At 66.8% G+C, this 20,226-nt stretch carries 20 protein-coding genes and 1 pseudogene; 11 read left to right on the top strand and 10 right to left on the bottom strand.

Features of this window, described 5'->3' with window-relative positions; genetic code table 11:
- Window positions 1-21 precede the first annotated feature (21 nt).
- The 6 genes from GIY23_RS12620 to GIY23_RS12645 all read left to right on the top strand — a co-directional run bounded on the left by GIY23_RS12620 (window position 22) and on the right by GIY23_RS12645 (window position 3,882).
- Complete coding sequence (locus GIY23_RS12620; RefSeq protein WP_154076841.1) at window positions 22-951, top strand: cytochrome c biogenesis CcdA family protein; 930 nt, start codon at window positions 22-24, stop codon at window positions 949-951.
- Window positions 952-1,042: 91 nt separating this feature from the next.
- Complete coding sequence (locus GIY23_RS12625; protein WP_222850142.1) at window positions 1,043-1,657, top strand: peroxiredoxin family protein; 615 nt, start codon at window positions 1,043-1,045, stop codon at window positions 1,655-1,657.
- Window positions 1,657-1,923, top strand: a complete 267-nt coding sequence (locus GIY23_RS12630; RefSeq protein WP_154076843.1) for a glutaredoxin family protein — start codon at window positions 1,657-1,659, stop codon at window positions 1,921-1,923. Before GIY23_RS12625 ends, GIY23_RS12630 begins: the two co-directional genes overlap by 1 nt.
- A 17-nt stretch (window positions 1,924-1,940) precedes the next feature.
- Window positions 1,941-2,129 carry a DUF2933 domain-containing protein gene (locus tag GIY23_RS12635; RefSeq protein ID WP_154076844.1) on the top strand — a complete coding sequence of 63 codons (189 nt, stop codon included), beginning with the start codon at window positions 1,941-1,943 and terminating at the stop codon, window positions 2,127-2,129.
- A gap of 140 nt (window positions 2,130-2,269) precedes the next feature.
- Entirely contained in the window at window positions 2,270-2,518 is a 249-nt protein-coding gene (locus GIY23_RS12640) for a hypothetical protein (RefSeq protein ID WP_154076845.1), read from the top strand.
- A gap of 80 nt (window positions 2,519-2,598) precedes the next feature.
- The gene (locus GIY23_RS12645; RefSeq protein WP_222850143.1) at window positions 2,599-3,882 is read left to right on the top strand and encodes an IS256 family transposase; all 1,284 of its coding nucleotides are present in this window, start codon (window positions 2,599-2,601) and stop codon (window positions 3,880-3,882) included.
- A gap of 84 nt (window positions 3,883-3,966) precedes the next feature.
- Here the strand turns inward: GIY23_RS12645 and GIY23_RS12650 are convergent.
- From GIY23_RS12650 to GIY23_RS12675, 6 genes and pseudogenes are all read right to left on the bottom strand, one after another.
- Window positions 3,967-5,169 (bottom strand): annotated as a pseudogene (locus tag GIY23_RS12650) (IS3 family transposase).
- 242 nt (window positions 5,170-5,411) lie between these two features.
- Complete coding sequence (locus tag GIY23_RS12655) at window positions 5,412-5,978, bottom strand: vitamin K epoxide reductase family protein (RefSeq protein WP_323844937.1); 567 nt, start codon at window positions 5,976-5,978, stop codon at window positions 5,412-5,414.
- An 82-nt stretch (window positions 5,979-6,060) separates the two neighbouring features.
- Window positions 6,061-6,729: a DsbA family protein gene (locus GIY23_RS12660; protein WP_154076847.1), complete on the bottom strand. Its 669-nt coding sequence runs from the start codon at window positions 6,727-6,729 to the stop codon at window positions 6,061-6,063.
- Window positions 6,730-6,781: 52 nt separating this feature from the next.
- Window positions 6,782-7,717 carry a M56 family metallopeptidase gene (locus tag GIY23_RS12665; protein WP_154076848.1) on the bottom strand — a complete coding sequence of 312 codons (936 nt, stop codon included), beginning with the start codon at window positions 7,715-7,717 and terminating at the stop codon, window positions 6,782-6,784.
- The gene (locus GIY23_RS12670) at window positions 7,714-8,088 is read right to left on the bottom strand and encodes a BlaI/MecI/CopY family transcriptional regulator (RefSeq protein ID WP_154076849.1); all 375 of its coding nucleotides are present in this window, start codon (window positions 8,086-8,088) and stop codon (window positions 7,714-7,716) included. The genes GIY23_RS12665 and GIY23_RS12670 overlap by 4 nt, the downstream gene beginning before the upstream one ends.
- 55 nt (window positions 8,089-8,143) lie before the next feature.
- Window positions 8,144-8,653 (bottom strand): copper resistance CopC family protein, encoded by a 510-nt coding sequence (locus GIY23_RS12675; RefSeq protein WP_187351862.1) that lies wholly within the window; start codon window positions 8,651-8,653, stop codon window positions 8,144-8,146.
- Between the two features lie 218 nt (window positions 8,654-8,871).
- Between GIY23_RS12675 and GIY23_RS12680 the strand changes: the two genes are divergently transcribed.
- From GIY23_RS12680 to merA, 4 genes are all read left to right on the top strand, one after another.
- Window positions 8,872-10,875, top strand: coding sequence for a cytochrome c oxidase assembly protein (locus GIY23_RS12680; protein ID WP_154076851.1), 2,004 nt, complete (start codon window positions 8,872-8,874; stop codon window positions 10,873-10,875).
- Window positions 10,876-10,981: 106 nt separating this feature from the next.
- Window positions 10,982-11,383 carry an ArsR/SmtB family transcription factor gene (locus GIY23_RS12685; protein WP_154076852.1) on the top strand — a complete coding sequence of 134 codons (402 nt, stop codon included), beginning with the start codon at window positions 10,982-10,984 and terminating at the stop codon, window positions 11,381-11,383.
- 3 nt (window positions 11,384-11,386) lie between these two features.
- A complete protein-coding gene (locus GIY23_RS12690) occupies window positions 11,387-13,402 on the top strand; it encodes a heavy metal translocating P-type ATPase (protein ID WP_154076853.1) in 2,016 nt (671 codons plus the stop codon).
- 48 nt (window positions 13,403-13,450) lie between these two features.
- Window positions 13,451-14,863 carry a mercury(II) reductase gene (gene merA, locus GIY23_RS12695; protein ID WP_456061928.1) on the top strand — a complete coding sequence of 471 codons (1,413 nt, stop codon included), beginning with the start codon at window positions 13,451-13,453 and terminating at the stop codon, window positions 14,861-14,863.
- Between the two features lie 242 nt (window positions 14,864-15,105).
- Here merA and folE read toward each other — a convergent pair whose 3' ends face one another.
- From folE to GIY23_RS12710, 3 genes are all read right to left on the bottom strand, one after another.
- Window positions 15,106-15,708 carry a GTP cyclohydrolase I FolE gene (gene folE, locus GIY23_RS12700; RefSeq protein ID WP_154076855.1) on the bottom strand — a complete coding sequence of 201 codons (603 nt, stop codon included), beginning with the start codon at window positions 15,706-15,708 and terminating at the stop codon, window positions 15,106-15,108.
- A 44-nt stretch (window positions 15,709-15,752) separates the two neighbouring features.
- A complete protein-coding gene (locus GIY23_RS12705; protein WP_154076856.1) occupies window positions 15,753-16,175 on the bottom strand; it encodes a hypothetical protein in 423 nt (140 codons plus the stop codon).
- A 61-nt stretch (window positions 16,176-16,236) separates the two neighbouring features.
- Entirely contained in the window at window positions 16,237-16,770 is a 534-nt protein-coding gene (locus GIY23_RS12710) for a DUF2231 domain-containing protein (RefSeq protein WP_154076857.1), read from the bottom strand.
- Between the two features lie 126 nt (window positions 16,771-16,896).
- On the opposite strand from GIY23_RS12710, the gene GIY23_RS12715 reads away from it, so the two are divergent.
- Window positions 16,897-17,613, top strand: coding sequence for a helix-turn-helix transcriptional regulator (locus tag GIY23_RS12715; RefSeq protein WP_154076858.1), 717 nt, complete (start codon window positions 16,897-16,899; stop codon window positions 17,611-17,613).
- Window positions 17,614-17,778: 165 nt separating this feature from the next.
- On the opposite strand, the gene GIY23_RS12720 is transcribed toward GIY23_RS12715, so the two are convergent.
- Complete coding sequence (locus GIY23_RS12720; RefSeq protein ID WP_154076859.1) at window positions 17,779-20,184, bottom strand: heavy metal translocating P-type ATPase; 2,406 nt, start codon at window positions 20,182-20,184, stop codon at window positions 17,779-17,781.
- Between the last annotated feature and the right edge of the window lie 42 nt (window positions 20,185-20,226).

A 20,226-nucleotide genomic window follows, 5' to 3' on the forward strand; every position in this document is an offset into this window, starting at 1 on the left:
GAGCAGACCTGGGAGGTGTCGATGTACGAACTGCTGTTCGGCACGACCCTGCTGACGGCTTTCGCCGGCGGCGTCGTGGCGCTGCTGGCACCCTGCTGTGTCTCAGTGATGCTCCCGGCCTACCTGTCGACGGTGTTCCGCCGTCGCGGCGGGACCATCGCCGCAACCGGCATCTTCGCTCTCGGTGTCGCGACCGTGATCGTGCCGATCGGACTGGGGGCAAGCGCGCTTGCCGCCCTCTTCGTCGACTACCACACCCCGGTCTTCTCGGTCGGTGGCGCAGCCATGATCGTGGGCGGGTTGGCAATCCTGGGTGGCTGGCAACCGCGGCTGCCGATGCTCGGCGGACGCGGTCCGTCCGGTCGAGGCGTCGGCTCGGTGTACGCGCTCGGGCTCTTCTCCGGTGCCGCCAGTTCCTGCTGTGCCCCAGTACTGGCCGGCGTGATCCTGCTGGGTGGCGCGACCGCCTCGTTCCCAGCGGCGTTGACCGTCGCGGGAACCTATGTGGCGGGCATGGTCGCGCCGCTGATGGCACTGGCGTTCCTCTGGGACCGGCGAGCGGCCCGCAAGGCCAGCAGCTGGATGGAGGGTCGACGCATCCAGGTGCGCCTAGGGCGGTGGAGCCGCCAGATTCCGCTCGGGTACGCGCTTTCCGGTGGCCTACTCGTGCTGATGGGCGCGCTGACGCTCGTGCTCGCCGTCTCCGGCACCGGGATGTCTTCCACCGGCTGGCAGCTGCGTATCTCCGCCGACATCCAGCACGTCGCGTCGTGGGCAACCCGCCAGTTGTCTTGGCTCTCCGGATGGGCCGTGGCCGTGCTCCTGCTCACGGCGGCACTGGTGCTGATCTTTACAGCCCGGCGGCGCGGCCAGGTTTCCAAACATCATTCCTGCTGCGACTCGAAGAACACCGAGTCTCATCCCGCGGAGGTCACCACCGATGAGTCCTAAGCCAAGCGCTCGGCGCAACCACCCCAGTCCCGCCCGCACCCCAGTGCGCCCGGCGCCCGTCCCGGACCATTCGCGACGACGGGAAGTCGTAGTGGCAGTCGTCGTCCGGGTGGTTGTCGCCGTACTCGGTGGCCTGTACGCGGTATATAGCGCCTCAACACCACGCCGCTCCGCGGACGACGGCAGCGCCACCCAAGGAAGCGCACAGTACCCGTTCGCGGTCGGCAATCCCGGTCCTGGACAGAAGGCGCCGGATTTCACCCTGCCCTCCAGCAACGGCGGCCAAGCCAGCCTGGCCGACTACCGCGGCAAGAACGTGCTGCTCTACTTCCAAGAAGGGCTGATGTGCCAACCCTGCTGGGACCAACTCACCGATCTCGAACGCAACGCCGGCAAGCTCAAAGCCGCCGGCATCGACGACGTCGTCTCCGTCACGACCGACCCCATCGACCTCGTGGCCCGGAAGAACCGCGACGAAGGCGTCACCACCCCCGTGCTGTCCGACCCGGACCTGTCCGTCTCCCGCGCCTACGAGACCAACAAGTACGGCATGATGGGCGACTCCCGGAACGGACACAGCTTCATCCTGGTCGGCCCGGACGGCACCATCCGCTGGCGCGCCGACTACGGCGGCCCGCCGAAGTACACGATGTTCCTGCCCACCGAGGCGATGCTGGCCGACCTCCGTGCAGGAGCGAAGCCGTGATGACCACACACGTCACGCTTCTGACCCAAGCCGACTGCCACTTGTGCGAGCACGCCCAACAAGTCCTCGACCGGGTGAGCCGGGAATATCCGCTCAGCATCACCGAGGTCGACTTGCGCACCACCGAAGGCCACCAGCTCGCGGCGGAAGCCGGAGTGCTGTTCGCCCCAGGGGTCCTACTCGACGACGAACCGTTCGCCTACGGCCGCCTGTCCGAACGCAAACTCCGTAAAACCCTGAACACCCGCGCCACCCGGGCGCGATAACGACCAAGGAGCCCACGATGAACACACTGTACCTACTCGCTCTACTCGCCTGCCCTGTCGGCATGGGCCTGATGATGTGGTTCATGATGCGCGGCCAACACGGCGGCAAGGACCAGACTACGGACCAGAAGCACGAAATTGGCCGACTTCGATCCGAAGTGGACTACCTACACCAGCAGGCGAGCAAGGACAACCGCCCCGGCTAATCGGAGCGACCACCGCCGACAGTGCCACCGCTTCGGCACGAGGCTGTTGTTGACAACACCGCTACCGGCAACCCTCACCTCTTTGCCCAATTCCCGAACAAGTACTAAGGTAATTAGTACATCTACATGAGGAGAGTTTCATGCGCTTCAACGTTCGTACCGCCGCACTCGGCCTGCTCGGTGGGGTCGCCCTCAGCGCCGCACTTGCCGTCCCCGCCGCCGCACACACCGACAACCCTGTCGATCAAAGCTCCATGAACACCAATTGCATGCGAATGATGGCCTCCAACCCAGACATGGCCCGCAAATGTGCCCAGATGATGGCGGCCGACCCTGACATGGCCCGCAAGTGCGCCCACGGGATGGCCAACTCCGGCCTCACAGCCTGACCAGCGGGGCTGTCCGTGATCTTGTGGGTGGTGGGTGATCTTGACCATGCTGGAGCGGTCGGCTCCGGTGGGAAGGATCCATGGTGACAAGTGAAGACACGGCGGCCGATTCGGCTGGCCCGGCTCCTGCTCATGACGATCTCGATGTTCGGGTAGCGCGGGAGTTGATCGACAAGGCCCGCGAAGATGGCGTGTCGCTGGTCGGCCCGAACGGACTGTTGCGGCAGGTAACCAAAACGGTGCTGGAATCGGCGCTGAACGGCGAACTGGACGACCATCTTGGCTACGAGAAAGGCGACGTTGCGGAGAAGTTCGGGGTCAACGAGCGGAACGGATCGTCGTCGAAGACGGTGCGGACCGATGTGGGTGACGTACGGATCGACGTGCCCCGTGATCGAGACGGTACGTTCACTCCGCAGATCGTGCCGAAGTACGCTCGCCGGGTCGAGGGTTTCGACGACACGGTCATCTCCCTGTATGCGAAAGGGTTGACGACCGGGGAAATTCAAGCACACCTGGCCGACATTTATGACGCACGGGTGTCACGTGAGCTGATCTCGAAGATCACCGACAAGGTGGTCGACGACCTGAATTCCTGGCAAATTCGACCGTTGGATCGCGTGTATCCAGTTGTGTTGATTGATGCCATTCATGTCAAGATTCGGGATGGTGCGGTGGCGAACCGTCCCGTCTACATCGCGGTCGGGATCACCCTGGCTGGTGAGCGGGACGTGCTGGGCATGTGGGTCGGTACTGGTGGCGAAGGAGCCAAGGGATGGCTGAACCACTTGTCGGACCTGAAGAACCGTGGCGTCGAGGACATCCTGATCGTCGCCTGTGACGGCGTGAAAGGGCTGCCCGAGGCGATCTCTGCGTTGTGGCCACAAGCAGAGGTCCAACTGTGTGTCGTGCACCTGGTGCGGGCCAGCCTTCGCTACGCATCGAAGAAGTACTGGCCGGCGATCACTAAACGACTCAAGCTGATCTACACCGCCCCCACCGTAGAAGCCGCAGAAGTAGAGTTCACCGAATTCTGTGCCGAATGGGAGGATAGGTATCCCGCGATGATCCGGCTGTGGCGCCACAGTTGGGAACAGTTCACGCCGTTCCTCGCCTATCCGCCCGAGTTGCGGAAGCTGGTGTACACCACGAACGCGATCGAAAGCCTGAACTCCCGGTTCCGTCAGGCCACCCGACGCCGAGGCCATTTCCCCAACGAACAGGCCGCACTCAAAGTGCTCTATCTCGTGATCAAAAATCCACTCAAAAATCGTTCCAACATCACCGGGAAAGTAGTAGGTTGGAAACAGGCGTTGAACACGCTCGCCATGCACTACGGCGACCGCCTCGACGCGCAGCACTGACAGGTGATCACATCATCACCCACAAGATCGCCGACACTCCCTGACCAGCTGCCCCCGGTGAGCCGCTCCGGGATGTCCGGAGACTTATCGGTGTGAGAGCTCAGCGAGGGCTAGGCTCTCATGGTGAGCGTCGTAGGCGGCTTCGAGCTCGGCTGGTGGGATGTCACCGCAGTACTCGTAGAGGCGTCGGTGATTGAACCAGTCGACCCATTCTGCGGTGGCGAGCTCGACTTGTTCGACGGTGCGCCAGGGTTTTCGAGGTTTGATCAGCTCGGTCTTGTACAGGCCGTTGATCGTCTCGGCGAGCGCGTTGTCGTAGCTGTCGCCCACGGTGCCAATCGAGGCATCAATGCCGGCCTCGGCGAGCCGTTCGGTGAACATGATCGACGTGTACTGGGAACCTGCATCGTGGTGGTGCACGAGCCCGGTCAGATCCGTTGTGCCGTAACGGTTTCTGGTCCAGATGGCATGTTCGACCGCGTCGAGCACAAGACCTGTGGTCATGCTGGTGCTGGTGCGCCAGCCGAGGATGCGACGAGCGTAGGCGTCGATCACGAACGCAACGTAGACCCATCCCCGACCACGTCGACACGTAGGTGAAGTCGGCTACCCACAACACATTCGGTGCCGACGGGTTGAACCTGCGTTGCACCAGATCAGCCGCCCGTGTGGCGGCAGGATCGCTGATCGTAGTGCGCTTGACCTTCCCGCGCACCGTCCCGGCCAGGCCAAGCTCGCGCATCAGTCGCTCGACCGTGCACCGGGCCACCGCGATCTGCTCCCGGTTGAGTTGCAACCACACCTTTCTGGCCCCGTAGACGCCGAAGTTGACCTCATGAAAGTAGGTGGATGGGGCGATCGGACACCCGTGCTCGGTGAGCACGGCGCAGATCGACTCGACACCCCATCGCAGGCCATCGCCGTCGTCATGACCCTGGTACCGACGAACGAACTCCACCATCATCGAGACGGCCGGTCGAGTTCGGCCGCGAAGAAACTTGACGCCGCCTTCAAGATCGCGTTCGCGCGTTTGAGCTCGGCGTTCTCCCACTTGAGCCGCTTGAGTTCAGCCGACTCCTCGGTCGTGGTCCCCGCCCTGCTGCCGGTGTCAATCTGGGCCTGGCGGACCCACTTGCGCACCGACTCCGGCGTGCCCACCCCCAACAGCTCGGCCACCGCCGTCACCGCCGCCCACTCCGACTCGTGCTGATCACGAACCTCAGCGACCATCCGCACCGCCCGCTCACGCAGCTCCGGCGGATACCTCCGCGACGTGTTCCCAGACATGACTCCATCCTTCCCAAGGACTGAAGTCTCCGGACACGCCGGGCCGGTTCAGGCTGAACCTTGCCTTGCATTTGGACGATCAGTTCCGCGAGCAGGCCGGTGACCGCGGCGTAGCCCGATTGCACGGGCGCCTTCCATGAAGGTGGACCAGTTGCTGACAATCAGAGGACGGCTCGCCGCGCATCCGTCCGCCGACTTCTAGAACCCGCAGGTCGACACCAGTCTTGGTCAGCTGCTCGGTCCTACAGCAGGGTGCTCCAGTAGCTCCAGAAAGCCTGCAGAATGAGCCCGGCGATGGCGAGGTACCACACGGTGACGACCACGGTGTGGTACTGGGCAAGCTTGTTGGTCACCTTCTTGATGCTGGGCGGCAGCGACAGATAGTGCTGGGCCGTGTGCAGTGTCGTGTACCAAAAGATGAGGATCATGACCGCCCAGACGACCATGCAATACGGGCACAGGGCACCAATCGTGTACAGGCTCTGCGCGATCAGCCAGTGCACAAACACGATCCCGAACACAGTGCCAGCTTGGAGGCCGAGCCAGAACCACCGTGGGAAGCGCACCCCGCCGAGGTGGGCGACGCCGATGGTGGTGACAATGGCGAATCCGCCGATACCGATCAGCGGGTTGGGGACGCCGAAGGCTTCTCCCTGTGGGGTGTTCATGACCGACCCGCAGGACAAGATCGGGTTGATGCTGCACGTCGGAGTGTAGGTGGAGTCTTTGAGCAGTGCGAGCTTCTCAACGGTGAGGGCGAACGCGGCGAGGAAGCCGATCGCCCCGCCGATTGCGAGGATGTACGGCAACGCGCGTGTTGCAGCGGGTTTCGCGCTTCGCGGGGTTGTCGCAGCGGCTGTCGGGGGCGATGTCGTGGGCATGAACGTGCTCCTACTGTGCGAGAGCAGTGTCGATTTGGGCCTTCAGCTGCTCGTAGCTTGGCATTGACGGCAGTTTCTGGCCGTTGAGGAACAGCGTGGGGGTGCCTTCCACTCCAAGAGCGGCGCCGTCGTTCATGTCGCGCTCAATCCTGTCCACAGTGGCGGGATCGTTCACTGCCTGCTGGAAGCGTTGGAGGTCGAGTCCGAGTTCGCGGGCGTAGCCGGTGAACTTTTCAGCCTGGGAGGTTTGCTGGTGGCTCCACTGGTCTTGGTTCTCGTACATCTTGCGGTACATGGGCTCCAGAGCGCCTTGCTGAGCGGCGGCCTCCACGGCGAGGGCCGCAGTTCCGGAGTTCGGGTGGCCCGGCAGCGGGAAGTAGCGGACGACGAACGTAACGCGGTCGCCGTATTCGGCACGGAGTCGTTCGATCACGGGGAACATCGCCTTGCACGCTTCGCACTCGAAGTCCAGGAACTCCACCACGGTCACTTTGCCATCCGCGGCGGTCGACAGGCGGTGGCTGTCTGGGCGCACCAGGACGTCGGCTGGTGCGGTGGTGCTCGCCGGTCCGCCGGGCGATGCGGTTGAAGGACCAGTGTTGGTCCAGGCGAGCAGTCCGCCGAAGCCGATTACAGCGGCTACGGCGATCGCCAGGGTGATCTTGAGATTCTTTGTCATGTCGTTGTTCTCGCGATTCTGTCGGTCGTGTCGCTGTCTTGCGCTCGCCTGGTCACGGTGCCCAGCTCAGTACGCATGCCAGGGTGAGAACTACGGTCGGGCCGAGTGCAAGGGCCAGGGCAATGGCTGGGGACAGCAGGAGCGCCGGGCGCCCAGGACGGGCGGCTTCGGCGGGGTGCAGGAGGTAGGTCATCCGGGTCGTGAGATCGCCGCCGGTGGCGCCCAGTGCGGTGCCGGGCATCGCATGATTGACCATGCGCAGCAACGCCCGTGCCACGGTGTCGCGGCCACAGCGTGTCCCCGCTCGTTCGTCAGCGAGCCTTTCGACGAGGAGTTCCACCTGCTTGGGCATGGCGCGAAACAGCGGCACGATCGGCAGTGCCGTCGCGAGGCCGCGAGCCAAGATGAGTAGGGCGTGGTGGTGACCGGCCAAGTGCGCACGCTCGTGGGCGAGCATCGCATGGAGTTCGCGGGCGCCAAGGGCGTCCCGTGCGCCGGTGCTGAGCACGATGCGCGACGGTGAGCCAGCGAGGCAGTAGCACACCGGGTGGGCGTAAGGAACGAGGATAGTGCCGGTGCGGGAATCGACGAAGCCCACGTCGGCGAGTTCGTCCCGGTGGTCGTGGGAAGCCCGCCGCGCGCGGTGCGCATGCGCGGCGAGGACGGCGCAGATGTAGGCGGCCAGTCCGGTGGCGAGAATGGCGGAGCCCAGTGAGATCATCCCCGGCCGGTGAAGCAGGCCCACGCAGCCGGCGAGAAACGCCGGCAGGCCCTCTGGCTGAACAGAGAGCGACTCAAGGCGCGGGTCCAACAGGGTCACCGGGCCAGCGACCGCGAGCATCGTCAGCACCGCGCCAGCAGCTCCGAACCAGGCAGCCAGTCCCAGACGGGGCGAGGCCAGCAGACCGCGCTGCCTGTGCAACAAAGCCGGGGCGACAGTGGCGACCAGCGCCGCACCGGATAGCAGACCTACGGCAGGCGAGCTCACGAGCGTGTTCCTTTGTCATCATCGGAGTCGATGAGTTGCCGCAGGGCAGTGAGGTCTGCCTCAGTGATCTTGCCGACAAAGTGCAGCAACGCAGCGGAGCGGTCCCCGCCGTTGTCGAGCGTGTGCGCCATGACCTCCGCGGTGTGCGCCTCCCGCGAATCGCTCGGCCGGTAGACGAAGGCGCGGCCGAGTAGTCGCCGCTTCACGAGGTTCTTCTTGAAGAGGGTGTCCAGGACGGTCAGCACTGTGTTGTAAGCCAGTTCTCGACTGGTGTGCAGCCTCTGCTGAACCTCGCGGACCGTCAGGTCCTCTTCTGCTGCCCAGAGCACGTCAAGAACGGCTGCCTGAAGATCACCGTTGCGGGCTTTCACTAACGTGCCCTCCTCGTGTCGTCACACACTCTGGCGGGGCTGGGCGCACGGGCGGTCAATGGTCGCGTCCCAACCGGCGAACGCTGATGACAGCGCCAGTGATCAGCAGAACGACAACGACACCGCCGCCGGCCCACGGCAGCCACGCGCCCCCGGCCTGTTCCTCGACCGCTGGCGGCCGGGGGTTCGTGCCCGGCGGGGGCGCCGACCGTGGTGTGCTCGCGCTGATCGTGAACGGAATCTGTCCTGCCACCGGATGGCCGTCTGCGGAGACGACGCGGTACGCGATCGTGTATCCACCGTTACCCAGGTTGGGCAAGGGCTGAACGACCTGGTTGTGTTCGATGGCCGGAGCAGGCAGGGGCGGCTGTCCGCCGTCCTGGTCCGTCACGGCGAGGGTGACGAGCTCGGGGTTCACTGAGTCGGTGAAAGTCAACCTGGCCGCGGCAGGCGCCTGCTGCAGGGCGCTCCCGCCGACGGGGTCGCTGCCCGTCAGTTCGGCATGCGCCCAGGAGTGGGGTTGGGCGAGCAATGCCCCGAGCAGCGTCAGGACAGCGACCGTCATGAGACGGTGCGCGGACCGGCGAAGACGCCGTTGGCCCTCGTGGCGATGTGTGTGCATTGCCTCACTTTTCGATGTCTGACCCGGCGAGTGGTCGCGCAGTCCATCTGCCGAGGGGCCCCGCTTCAATTCCCCCGCCAACTAGACCGCATAGTTGAACCCATGCTTACGGTACCGATTCGACCGAGAGCTCTGATGCCGGGGCATCTAGCACCGCAGGCATGGCGACGAAAGCACGTGACATGACGATCCCCGACGATTCCCCGCACCACGAAGCCCATCGACAGTCGGTGGATCATGCCGAGCACCAGCTCGATTCCCTCGAACCGACTCAGCACAGGCGCTCGGTGTCGAGACGATCGGCGAGTCTGGCGCTCTTGGTGGTCACCGCCGTTGGGATTGCTGCGCTGATCGCCGTGGCCCTGACTGCGCTGACAGCCAGCGACGCGTACGTAGCGTACGGATTGCCCGATCCGGGCGCCGTTGTTCGCTATGGACTCCCGCTGGCACGGGTGATCGCCGAGGCCGCAGCACTGGTCTGTATCGGCTCGTTGTGGCTGGCGACCTTCGGTGTTCCCGCGCAGCCATCAGGTTTCGTTGCTGCGGACGGCTATGCGGCGTTGCGCACGGCCGGATGGGCGGGCACAGCGTGGTTCGGGGGCGCTGCCCTCGTGGCGCCGCTCCTAGCCGCAGACGCCTCGGGAAGGCCCATCTCCGACCTGGCCGACCCGATAGTCCTTCTTGGACTCATCGATGCGATCGAACAAGCCAAGTCCTGGCTGCTGACTGCCGGAATCGCGCTGGTCGTGGCCATCGGATGCCGCCTGGCCTTGACGTGGAAGACCGCCGCAGTCCTGATGCTGCTCTCGTTGGCCGCATTGCTCCCCGTGATCGCCACTGGGCACTCGGCCAGCGGTGCCCACGATGTTGCCACGAGCAGCATGCTGTACCACCTGGTGGGAGCATCGTTGTGGATCGGTGGGCTGATCGCAGTACTAGCCCACGCCGCCCGGGGCGGCGCACATCTGGGCCTGGTCGCACGCCGGTTCTCCGGCTTGGCGCTGGTGTGCTGGATCGGCATGGCCGCCTCAGGAGTAATCAATGCTGCCACGCGGCTCACCTTGCCCGATCTTGTCACCAGCGACTACGGGCTGCTCATCCTTGTCAAGGTCGCGGCCCTCGGGGCATTGGGATTCGCGGGTTATCGCCAACGTGCTCAGGCTGTGCGGGCGATTGCTGGCAGGCAAGGAATCGGGGACTTGCTGCGGCTTGGAGCCATCGAGGTCTTACTGATGTCCGCCACCGTCGGAGTGGCAGTGGCGCTCGGGCGTACACCCCCTCCGGCCGCAGCGGGCGAGGTTCCCTCACGCACCGAAGAACTGATCGGCTACGACCTCGCCGGCCCGCCCACAGTGCTGAGAATGCTGCTCGACTGGCGCTTCGACCTCATCTACGGAGTCCTGGCGGTGGTTTTGGCGGCGCTCTACCTCCGGGCGGTGTGGCGGCTACGTCGACGTGGCGAGGGATGGCCAGTCATGTGCACCGTCGCCTGGCTGTGCGGATGTGCTGTCGTCCTGCTAGCCACGTCGTCGGGAATCGGCCGTTACGCACCGGCGGTGCCCAGCGTCCAGCTCGCGAGCTGGCTCCTGCTCACCGTGGTCGCACCGGCCCTGCTGATGTCCGCAGCTCCGCTTTCCCTCGCCCAGCGCCTCGCACAACGCGCTGAGCCTGCCGCTCCGGCGGGGCCGGTGCAGTGGGCGCGCGTGGCTGGAAGGACGTGGCTGCTACGCGTGCTCAGTTATCCCCTGGCAGCATCGGTTCTGCTGGTCTGCCTGCTTGTCGGGGTGTACTTCACTGGGCTGTTGGAGACCGGTCTCTACGAGTTCTGGCTGCAGCCCGCGCTCAAGGGCTCTTTCCTCCTGGTTGGCTGCCTTCTGTACTGGACGACCCTGGCCATCGATCCTGTAGCAGGGCGGGCGCGTGGCCATGTGCGGCTGCTGGCGCTCGCGGTCGCCAGCGTCGGACTCGCCGCGTTCGGGTTAACCCTGACGCGCACCTCCACCGTCATCGGTGACTCCTACTACCGCGGGCTGGGGCTGGGATGGATGAGCGACATCTTGGCTGAGCAGCACCTTGCCGGTGTTTACGCCACTATCGCCGCCGGAGTCCCGTTGATCATGGCCGTGCTCACATGGACCCGCGGCCACAGGCGCACCGCACACTAGCCATCTCCGCAGCCGCCCACACCTGCTCGCAGCACGCGAGCTTGGCGTCGTCACTTCCCACATGCAGTGCTTGGATCAACATATCAATGTACGTTAGGGTGTCGATATGGCTGTGGAACGTGACGACACCTGCGACCTGTTGTGCCTGGATTTGCCGCATGCGGAGAAGATCCGGACGGATCTGCCTGAGCTTGACGTAGTGGAGCCGGCGGCGGCAGCCGCGCGGGCCTTGGGCGACCCCACCCGGCTGACCCTGGCCGCCGCTCTGTATCGCGGTGGAGAGCTATGCGTCTGCGACGCCTCCTGGGTGTCCGGGTACGCGCAGAATCTGGTCTCACACCACTTACGACAGTTGAAGATCGCCGGGCTGGTCCGCTCGCGGCGGGACGGCCGCTTGGTGATGTATGCGCTGACCGAGCAAGGCCGCTCACTCGTCGCTGCGGTGCTGGGTGCCCACGTTGCCGCCATCCCGGTTGCTGGTTCCGTCGACGAGTTAGTGGAGGGCTGACCAGTGGGTGCAGAGTGCTGCGGGCCGCAGGAGACCACGTCGTCCAACGTCCCGGACGGGCACGCCGCCGAGCAGGGTGCGGAACGCTTATGGCAGGTCCGGGAGCTGCAATTGGCCGCCGCAGCGGCGGTGCTGCTCGCTGCTGGCTGGGTGGTGGGCCGCTTCGGAGCTGAGTCCGTCAGTCTGGGGTTCGAGCTGGCCTCGGCGGTTGTCGGCGCGGCATCGTTCGTGCCGGGGACGCTACGTAATCTGCTGCGTCGTCGCATCGGTGTCGGCACGCTGATGACCATCGCGGCGATCGGCGCGGTCGCGTTGGGCCAGATCGAAGAAGCCGCGATGCTCGGCGTGCTGTTCTCTATCGCCGAGGGGCTGGAGCACTACGCGATCGTCCGCACGCGCCGTGGCCTGCGCGCCTTGCTCGGGTTGGTTCCGCCCACGGCGTCGGTGCTTCGTGGCGGCGTCGAGGAGCAGGTCGCTCCCGATGATCTGGTGATCGACGACCGGATGGTGCTGCGCCCAGGTGAACGGGCCGCCACCGACGGCGTGATCCGCTCGGGGCGCACCAGCCTGGACCTGTCGGCCATCACCGGCGAATCGGTCCCCATCGAAGCCGGACCGGGCGACACCGTGTTCGCAGGCGCGATCAACGGCGGCGGCGCGATCGAGGTCGACGTCACCGCCCCGGCTTCGGACTCCTCGCTGGCCCGAATCGTGCACATCGTCGAAGAGGCCCAGGAACGCAAGGGGCAGGGGCAGCGGCTGGCCGACCGCATCGCCCGCCCGTTGGTCCCGGGCATCATGATCCTCGCCGTCGTGATCGCCGGGCTCGGTCTGGTGCTCGGCGATCCACTGCTGTGGGTTGAGCGGGCGCTCGTGGTGCTGGTCGCCGCATCGCCCTGCGCGTTGGCGATCTCTGTGCCGCTGACGGTCGTCGCCGCAGTGGGTGCCGCCAGCCGCACCGGGGCGCTGGTCAAAGGCGGCGCCGCGTTGGAGGAACTGGGGCGTATCGGCACGGTCGCGCTGGATAAGACCGGCACGCTCACCCGCAATGCCCCGCGCGTCGTCGATATCGTTGCTGTCGACGGCACCACGCGCGATGAGGTTCTGGCCGCGGCTGCCGCGTTGGAAGTCCGCAGTGAACACCCCCTGGCGCAAGCCATTCTCACCGCCAGCAGTGACGCTCCCGTGGCTGCTGACGACGTCACCGCGGTGCCCGGTCACGGACTGCGTGGCCGACGGGACGGCGCCGCGTTGCGGCTGGGTAAACCCGGCTGGATCACCGCGGGTCCGCTGGCCAGCGAGGTCGAGCGGCTGCAGGACAACGGTGCCACCGTCGTCCTCATCGAAGAAGACGAGAAGCTGCTCGGCGCCATCGCGGTGCGCGATGATCTCCGCGACGAAGCCGTCGAGACCATCCAGCAGCTGCGCGGACTGAACATCGACACCGCGATGCTCACCGGCGACAACACCCGCACCGCCACCGCCCTGGCGGCCCAGGCCGGCGTCACCACGGTCCACGCCGAACTCCTCCCCGAGGACAAGGCACGCCTTCTGAGCTCGCTGAGCAACGGAGGCAAGATCGCGATGGTCGGCGACGGCGTCAACGACGCACCGGCTCTGGCCACCGCCGATGTGGGCATCGCCATGGGCGCGATGGGCACCGACGTCGCCATCGAAACCGCAGACGTCGCGCTGATGGGCGAAGACCTGCGCCACCTCCCCCAAGTCATGTCCCATGCGCGGCACGCCCGGAGTGTAATGCTGCAGAACGTCGGGCTGTCCCTGCTGATCGTCACCGTCCTCATCCCGCTTGCGGCGTTCGGAGTCATGGGCTTGGCCAGCGTGGTGTTCGTCCACGAACTCGCCGAGGTCCTCGTCATCGGCAACGCCATTCGCGCCGCCCGCACCCGCCCACTCCCAGCAGCCACGCCCGTGCCCGCGACTACCGCGGCACAACCGGTCATCGCAGGCAAACCCAGCAGCCGCGCCAACGACGATGGGTGCTGCGATGCCTGCTGATCCCGAGAAACCACCAACCATGCTCGTCAGGAAGGGGTGACCTAGATCGTGTTTGATCTGGCGATAATCGGCTCCGGGGGTGCGGCGTTCGCGGCGGCAATCGCCGCGCGACGGGAGGACCGTTCGGTGGTGATGGTCGAGCGCGGCACCGTCGGGGGTACCTGTGTGAACACCGGCTGCGTGCCGTCGAAAGCGCTCCTGGCTGCCGCCGAGGCCCGACACGTCGCGCTCTCGGCCGACCGGTTCCCGGGGATTCGGGCCAGCGCCGAGGAGGTCGCCTTCACCGAGTTGATCGGCGGGAAGAGCGACCTGGTGGCTTCGATGCGTCAGGACAAGTACACGGGGTTGTCCGCCGAGTACGGCTGGGAGATCATCGATGGCCGGGCGCGGTTCGTGCACGGGCCCACGGTGGAGGTCGACCTCGCCGAGGGCGGGAGCCGACGGATCGAGGCCGAGCACTATCTCGTCGCCACCGGCTCTTCTCCGCGGATACCGGGGGTGGACGGGCTGGACGAGGTGGACTACCTGACCTCGACCACGGCGATGGAACTCACTGCCCTGCCGGGATCGATGCTGGTCATCGGGGGCAACTATGTCGGTCTGGAACAGGCTCAGCTGTTCTCTCGCCTCGGGGTGCGCGTGGAGGTCGTCGAGATGCTGGACCGGCTGGCCCCGGCCGAGGAACCCGAGGTCTCCGACGCGCTCGCACGGGTTTTCGCCGAGGAAGGCATCGGCGTGCACACCGGCACGGTCTTGACCCAGGTACGCCGTGAGAACGAGCAGGTGGTCGCCGACCTGCGCGCCCCGCAGGGGCACCCTCTCGAACTGCGGGTCGATGCCCTGCTGATGGCCACCGGGCGCGCACCGGCCACCGACGGGTTGGGGCTGGACGCCGTCGGCGTACGGACGGGGCAGCACGGCCAGGTCGTCACCGATGAACACCTGCGCACCGACAATCCACAGATCTGGGCCGCCGGGGATGTGACCGGACACCCGCAATTCGTCTACGTCGCGGGCGCGCACGGCGCGGTCGTGGTCGACAACGCCTTCCACCAGGCAGACCGAACGCTGGATTACCACCACCTGCCGCGGGTGACCTTTACCAGCCCCCAGATCGCCGCCGCGGGCCTGACCGACGCCGAGGCCCAGGAGCGCGGGTACGACTGCGAATGTCGGGTCCTGCCGCTGGAATACGTGCCGCGAGCCCTGATCAACCGCGACACGCGCGGGCTGGTCAAACTGGTCGCGGAACGCGACACCGGCCGGCTGCTCGGTGCGCACGTGCTCGCCGACGGCGCCGGTGAAGTGATCGCCACCGCCGTCTACGCGCTGCACAACCAGATGAGCGTCTACGACATGGGCGAACTCTGGTGCCCGTACCTGACGATGGCCGAAGCCCTCAAACTCGCCGCCCAAACCTTCACCCGCGACATCACCAAACTCTCCTGCTGCGCGGCCTGAGCTAAGCGGAAGGGAGACGCCCACGATGACCGACAGCACGGGGCAGTCCCGGCCGATGACCGTGGGGGAACTGCCCCGCCGTCCCGATCAAAACGCTGCGCCGGTACACCGACTGGGGCCTGATCTACACCATCGGTCGCAGCACGGCGAACTACCGGCTCTTCGACACCGGCGCCCCCGTGGTGCGTCCACCTGATCGACCAGCTCCGCGGGCTCGGGCTCACCGTGGCCGACTCGTCCTGTTAGGCGCTGTTAACGCCGGTGAGGGAGAAGAATTCTTGTCGGGAGCGAGCGTCTTCGCGCAGGGTGCCCAGTAGTGTGGAGGTCACGGTGCAGGCGCCGGTGGCTTGGACTCCGCGCAGGGTCATGCAGCTGTGTTCGGCTTCGATGACCACTCCGACGCCTTTCGGGTCCAGGTGCGCACACAGCCAGTCGGCGACCTGTTTGGTCAGGCGTTCCTGCACCTGGGGACGACAGGCGAAATGTTCAACGATGCGGGCCAGTTTGGACAGTCCCAGGATGCGCTGGCCGGGCAGGTAGCCGACGTGGGCGACGCCGACGAAGGGCAGCAGGTGGTGCTCGCAGACCGAGCGCACCGGGATGGCGCGGGCCAGCACGAGCTCGTCGTAGCCCTCCTCGTTGGGGAACGTGGTCAAGTCGAACGGGCGAGGGGTGAACAGCTCGGCATAGGCGCGGGCCATCCGGCCGGGGGTGCCGGACAGGCTCTCGGAGTCGGTGGAGATCCCCAAAGCCCGTAACAGCTGGCCTGCGGCGCGTTCGGCGGCGTCGAGGTCGATGCCGGTGTCGGGTTCGTGTACGACACGCAGTGCGGTGCCGGGGGTCATGGGCAGGTCCTCATGTGTCGGCGGCGCAAGGTGGGGCGGGCGTATCAGAATTCGAGGGCGGCCAGCAGTGCCAGCACGACCGTGGCGACGGCGAAGATCCCGTGCCCGGCGACCACGCTGACCGGGAAGTGCTTCTCTGCCGGACCTTGCGGGCCGGTGGTTCCAGGGCCACCGGCCGCGGCACGGGCGCGGTAGACGGGGATCCAGCGGAACAGCATCACAAAGCCCAGCAGCGCCACCGGCAGCAGCAGGGCGACACCGGTCCAGGCGATCGCATGGTTGTCGGTGAACACGTAGATGATCCACAGGACCAGGCCGATCGCGGCCAGTGCGAAGTGACCGAAGATCACCGCCGGGGGTAGGTGGCTGTTGTTGTTCTTGTGCCCTCCTTTTGCGATCCAGGTGCCAAGCATGACGAAGCCGCCGACGGCGGTGATCAACCAGGTGATCAAAGCTGCGAGTGCCATGAGGGTGTCTCCTGTCGTGGTGGTGGTGGAATCGAGCTCGGGGAAGTAGGGAATCGAGTGGTCAGCGGCCGGGTGGGTGGTCCCGGGCGGTGTAGCCGGTGGCTTGGGTGGTTTCGTCGGCCACCCGGACGCCGTAGCGGTAGGCCAGCTTGCCGCCGAGGTACCCCGACACCGCCAGCACGATCATGCTGGCGGCCGAGAGCGTGAGCATCCCGACCGCGACCGAGCCCGGCTGGCCGTAGTCGGCCTGGCGCCACGCGAAGTTGACCCCGTAGGCGCCGGTGACCGCGAGGTTCAGCGTCATGTGCACCAGCCCGAGACGAAACGCCGGCGTGCCGGTGGGGATGGCGAACAGATCCAGCAGGCCGACCAGGGCCGCGGCCACGGCGCCAAGCACGCCGAGTCCGATCAGCCAGACCGAGCCCTGCGCCAGGAAGCCTGGATCGACCACCAGCCACGAAGCCAGGTCGAACACCAGGCTGGCCACCCACGCCCCGATCGGCACGGTGACCAGGATCGGGTGAAACGGATGCCCGTACGGGCCAGCCAGCGCCGCGCTCACCGGGTACTTCGCCTGTTCCTGCGGACCGTCCACAGCGCCTCCCTGTTTCACTAAGGAACGTTAGTTTTATTGAGGCGGAGAAGCAAGCACGCAGCTGCGCAGGTGGGACCGAACCGTTTCGGCGCACTCGTATAGGTGAAACCGCGCTACGCTGGCGACGTGAACACACGCGCCGACAACCCCGGGCGTCCGATCGCGGCCGTGGCCACCCTGGAGGACGAGCTGCGGCGCGGGATGTATGAGTTCATCCGCCATGCCCGGCGGCCGGTGACCCGCGACGAGGCGGCGGCTGCGGTCGGGATCTCCCGCAAGCTCGCCGCCTTCCACCTCGACAAGCTCGTCGACACCGGCCTGCTGACTGCCCGGTTCGAACCAGTCGGGGGCATCCGCAAGGTCGGGCGGACCCCGAAGGTCTACGAAGCGGCGGACGTCGACATCCGCATCAACATCCCACCGCGCCAGCACGACCTACTCGCCGGCATCCTGCTGGATGCCGTGCTCACCGAGGGCGTGAACGAAACCGCCCGGCACGCCGCCCTGCGCACCGCCCGCGAACGCGGCCACGAGCTCGGCGCCGCCGAGCGGGAGCGGATTCGCCCCGGCAAGCTCGGCGTCGAACGCGCACTCACCCACGCCGAGACCGTGCTCGCCCAGTACGGCTTCGAACCCTCCCGCCAGTCACCCGGCTGCGTGCGGCTGCTCAACTGCCCCTTCCACCCCCTGGCAGCTCAATCCCCGGAGCTGGTCTGCGGTATCAACCACGCCTTCCTGGACGGCTTCCTCGCCGGGCTGCACGCCCCCGCCGTCGAAGCCACCCTCGCCCCCCGCTCCGGAGAATGCTGCGTACGACTGCACCAGGCCGCCCAGGACTCCTGAGCGGAAGTCAGCAGCGCCAGCTGCCCGTGGGCGGCGGGCGCGGTCGGGTGTTCAGGCACGTCGTTTCCTTGTGCGGCAATGTCGGGACGGCACAGGAACATGCGCACGGCGTGCCTGAGCGGGCCGCGCGCACGACCTGGTCTGGCGCGAGCGTTGTGTGAATGGTCAGGCCGCAGCACGATCTGCCGGGTGCTCGGTTGTCCCGCGTGCGCGGCCGACGCTGGCGATGGCATTGATCAGTAGCGCCGGTCGGGTGCCGAAGGAGTTGAAGAAAATGGTGGCCACGGAGGCGCCCATGGCCACCATCGCCCACACAGGGCTGATCAGGCCGGTGGTGGCCAAGGGGATGCCGAGACCGTTGAACGTGAACGCGAGCGCGACGTTCGTGCGGGTGCGCCGGTAGGCGCGGTCGCTGATGTCGCGGGCGTCGAGCACGGTGGCCACGTCTTCGCGTAGTAGGACGATGTCGGCGGATTCCACGGCGATGTCGGTGCCGCCACCGGCGGCGATGCCCACGTCGGCCTGCATCAGCGCCGGGGCGTCGTTGATGCCGTCACCGACCATGGCCACCCGGGTGCCGTCGGCTTGCACCTCGCGCACGATGTCGGCCTTGCCGTCCGGGCGGATCCGGGCGTGCACCTGGGTGATTCCGAGCGCCTCGGCGACATGCTGGGCGGCGCGCTGGTTGTCGCCGGTCACCAGCACCGGTTCCATGCCCGCCTGGCGCATCGTGGTGACGGCCTCGGCGGCGTCGGGCCGCAGCTCATCGCCCAGCGCGATCAGGCCCAGGGCGGTGCTCTCGGTGGCCACGGCGATGACGGTGTGCCCGGCCGCTTCCCACTGATCGATCCGCGCGGTGAGCTCGGCCAGGTCGATGCCGGCGTCGGTGAGCAAGCTTGACTTGCCCACCAGCACCCGCTGTCCGCCGACGGTGGCGCGCACGCCCGAGCCGGTCATCGACTCGAACTCCTCCGCGGCGTCCACGGCCAGACCCGCCTCCTGGGCGGCGGTCACGACGGCACGCGCCAGCGGGTGCTCGGATGGGTTCTCGGCTGCCGCAGCCAGCGCCAACACGGCATCCGTATCGCCGTCGACGGATTCGACAGCTCGGACGGTGGGCCGTCCTTGGGTCAGCGTGCCGGTTTTGTCCAGCACGATCCGACGCACAAGCCGGAAGGTTTGGAAGGCCTCGCCAGTGCGCATGACGATGCCGGCATCGGCGGCGTGTCCGGTGCCGCGCACGATCGCCAATGGTGCGGCGATGCCGACCGCGCAGGGATAGCCCATCACCAGCACCCCCAGGGAGGCGAACACCGCCCGGTGCACATCCGGTTCACCAGTGGCCAGCCAACTCCCGGCCAACCATCCGACCAGAGCCAGAGCGGAGATGCTGAGCACGGTGGGGGTGTAGACGCGCAGGACCTTGTCGACCAGGTGCAGGATGCCGGGCTTGAGCGCGCGGGAGTCCTCCACATGACGCACCACCTGCGCGAGGAAGCCTTCCGCGCCGGTGGCGGTGACTTCGATGGTCAGGCTGCCTGTGCCGTTGATCGATCCGCCCACGACGTCCTCGCCGGGGCCGCGATCGGCCGGGACCGGCTCGCCGGTGACCAGGGACAGGTCGATGGCGGAGTCCCCGTCTCGGATCCGCCCGTCCAGTGGGATGCGCTCGCCGGGGCGTACCCGCACGTGCTGGCCGATCTTGACCTGCTCGACCGGCACCTCAGACTCGGCACCGCTGTCGGCCACGAGCCGGGCGAGGTCGGGCTGTAGGTCCAGCAGCTTCTTGACCGACTGGCCCGATCGGGTTTTGACCAGCAGCGACAGCCACTCCGAGAAGATGTGATACGTCGCCACGATCGCGGCGACCGCGAAGAACTCCGCGGTGGGGTAGTTCTCCAACAGGCCGGTCAACCCGATGATGCCGCCGGTGATGCCGGCGAACGCGCCGGTCTCCAGCAGCACGTGCTGGTTGAGGATCCCGCGCCGCGCGGATTGATACGCCATGCGCAGGATGTGCGGGGCCACCCCAAAGACCATCACCCCAGCCAGCACGGCGGCGATCCAGCCGTTGACCGGGGGCTCCAGCAACCCGGCGAAACGTGCGGCCAGTGCGAGCGCGCCGGGGGCGGCCACCGCCGCGGCCCACCCGGCCGCACGCCACTGACCGGTCGGGCGCAGGATCCCGAAGACCAACCCGAGTGCTGCCACGAGCAGGGTGGCGCACAGCAGCGTCCACCAGCCCTCGGCGATCTGGACCATCGCGGTCAGGCTCAGTCCGATCGCGGTGAACAGCCGCTTGCCCTCGGCCAGCAGGTCGGCCTCTTCGTCCTCGAAGGCGCGCAGCTTGCGCGGGTCGTAGAGTTCGTAGCCGATATCGCGCAGCGTGGAAAGGATCCGCTCCGGCGCGACCACCTCCGGGTCGTAGTCGACCAGGGCTTGCTCGTGGGTCAGGCTCACCGACACCGTGCCGACCCCGTCCATGCGGCCCAGGGCCTTTTCGATCGTGCCGGTGCACAACGAGCAGTGCAGACCGGCGATCCGCGCGCGAATCCGGGGTTTGAGGAACATCGGAACGGAAACTGGCGCTAAGCCCTCGCCGTCCCTGGTGGA

It is taken from the genome of Allosaccharopolyspora coralli (assembly GCF_009664835.1).
GTDB lineage: Bacteria > Actinomycetota > Actinomycetes > Mycobacteriales > Pseudonocardiaceae > Allosaccharopolyspora > Allosaccharopolyspora coralli.

Coding starts and splice junctions, on each gene's coding strand:
- GIY23_RS12620 (WP_154076841.1), top strand. CDS start 22: ATGTACGAACTGCTGTTCGGCACGACCCTGCTGACGGCTTTCGCCGGC.
- GIY23_RS12630 (WP_154076843.1), top strand. CDS start 1,657: ATGACCACACACGTCACGCTTCTGACCCAAGCCGACTGCCACTTGTGC.
- GIY23_RS12635 (WP_154076844.1), top strand. CDS start 1,941: ATGAACACACTGTACCTACTCGCTCTACTCGCCTGCCCTGTCGGCATG.
- GIY23_RS12640 (WP_154076845.1), top strand. CDS start 2,270: ATGCGCTTCAACGTTCGTACCGCCGCACTCGGCCTGCTCGGTGGGGTC.
- GIY23_RS12645 (WP_222850143.1), top strand. CDS start 2,599: ATGGTGACAAGTGAAGACACGGCGGCCGATTCGGCTGGCCCGGCTCCT.
- GIY23_RS12660 (WP_154076847.1), bottom strand. CDS start 6,729: ATGACAAAGAATCTCAAGATCACCCTGGCGATCGCCGTAGCCGCTGTA.
- GIY23_RS12675 (WP_187351862.1), bottom strand. CDS start 8,653: ATGACGGTCGCTGTCCTGACGCTGCTCGGGGCATTGCTCGCCCAACCC.
- GIY23_RS12680 (WP_154076851.1), top strand. CDS start 8,872: ATGGCGACGAAAGCACGTGACATGACGATCCCCGACGATTCCCCGCAC.
- GIY23_RS12685 (WP_154076852.1), top strand. CDS start 10,982: ATGGCTGTGGAACGTGACGACACCTGCGACCTGTTGTGCCTGGATTTG.
- folE (WP_154076855.1), bottom strand. CDS start 15,708: ATGACCCCCGGCACCGCACTGCGTGTCGTACACGAACCCGACACCGGC.
- GIY23_RS12705 (WP_154076856.1), bottom strand. CDS start 16,175: ATGGCACTCGCAGCTTTGATCACCTGGTTGATCACCGCCGTCGGCGGC.
- GIY23_RS12720 (WP_154076859.1), bottom strand. CDS start 20,184: ATGTTCCTCAAACCCCGGATTCGCGCGCGGATCGCCGGTCTGCACTGC.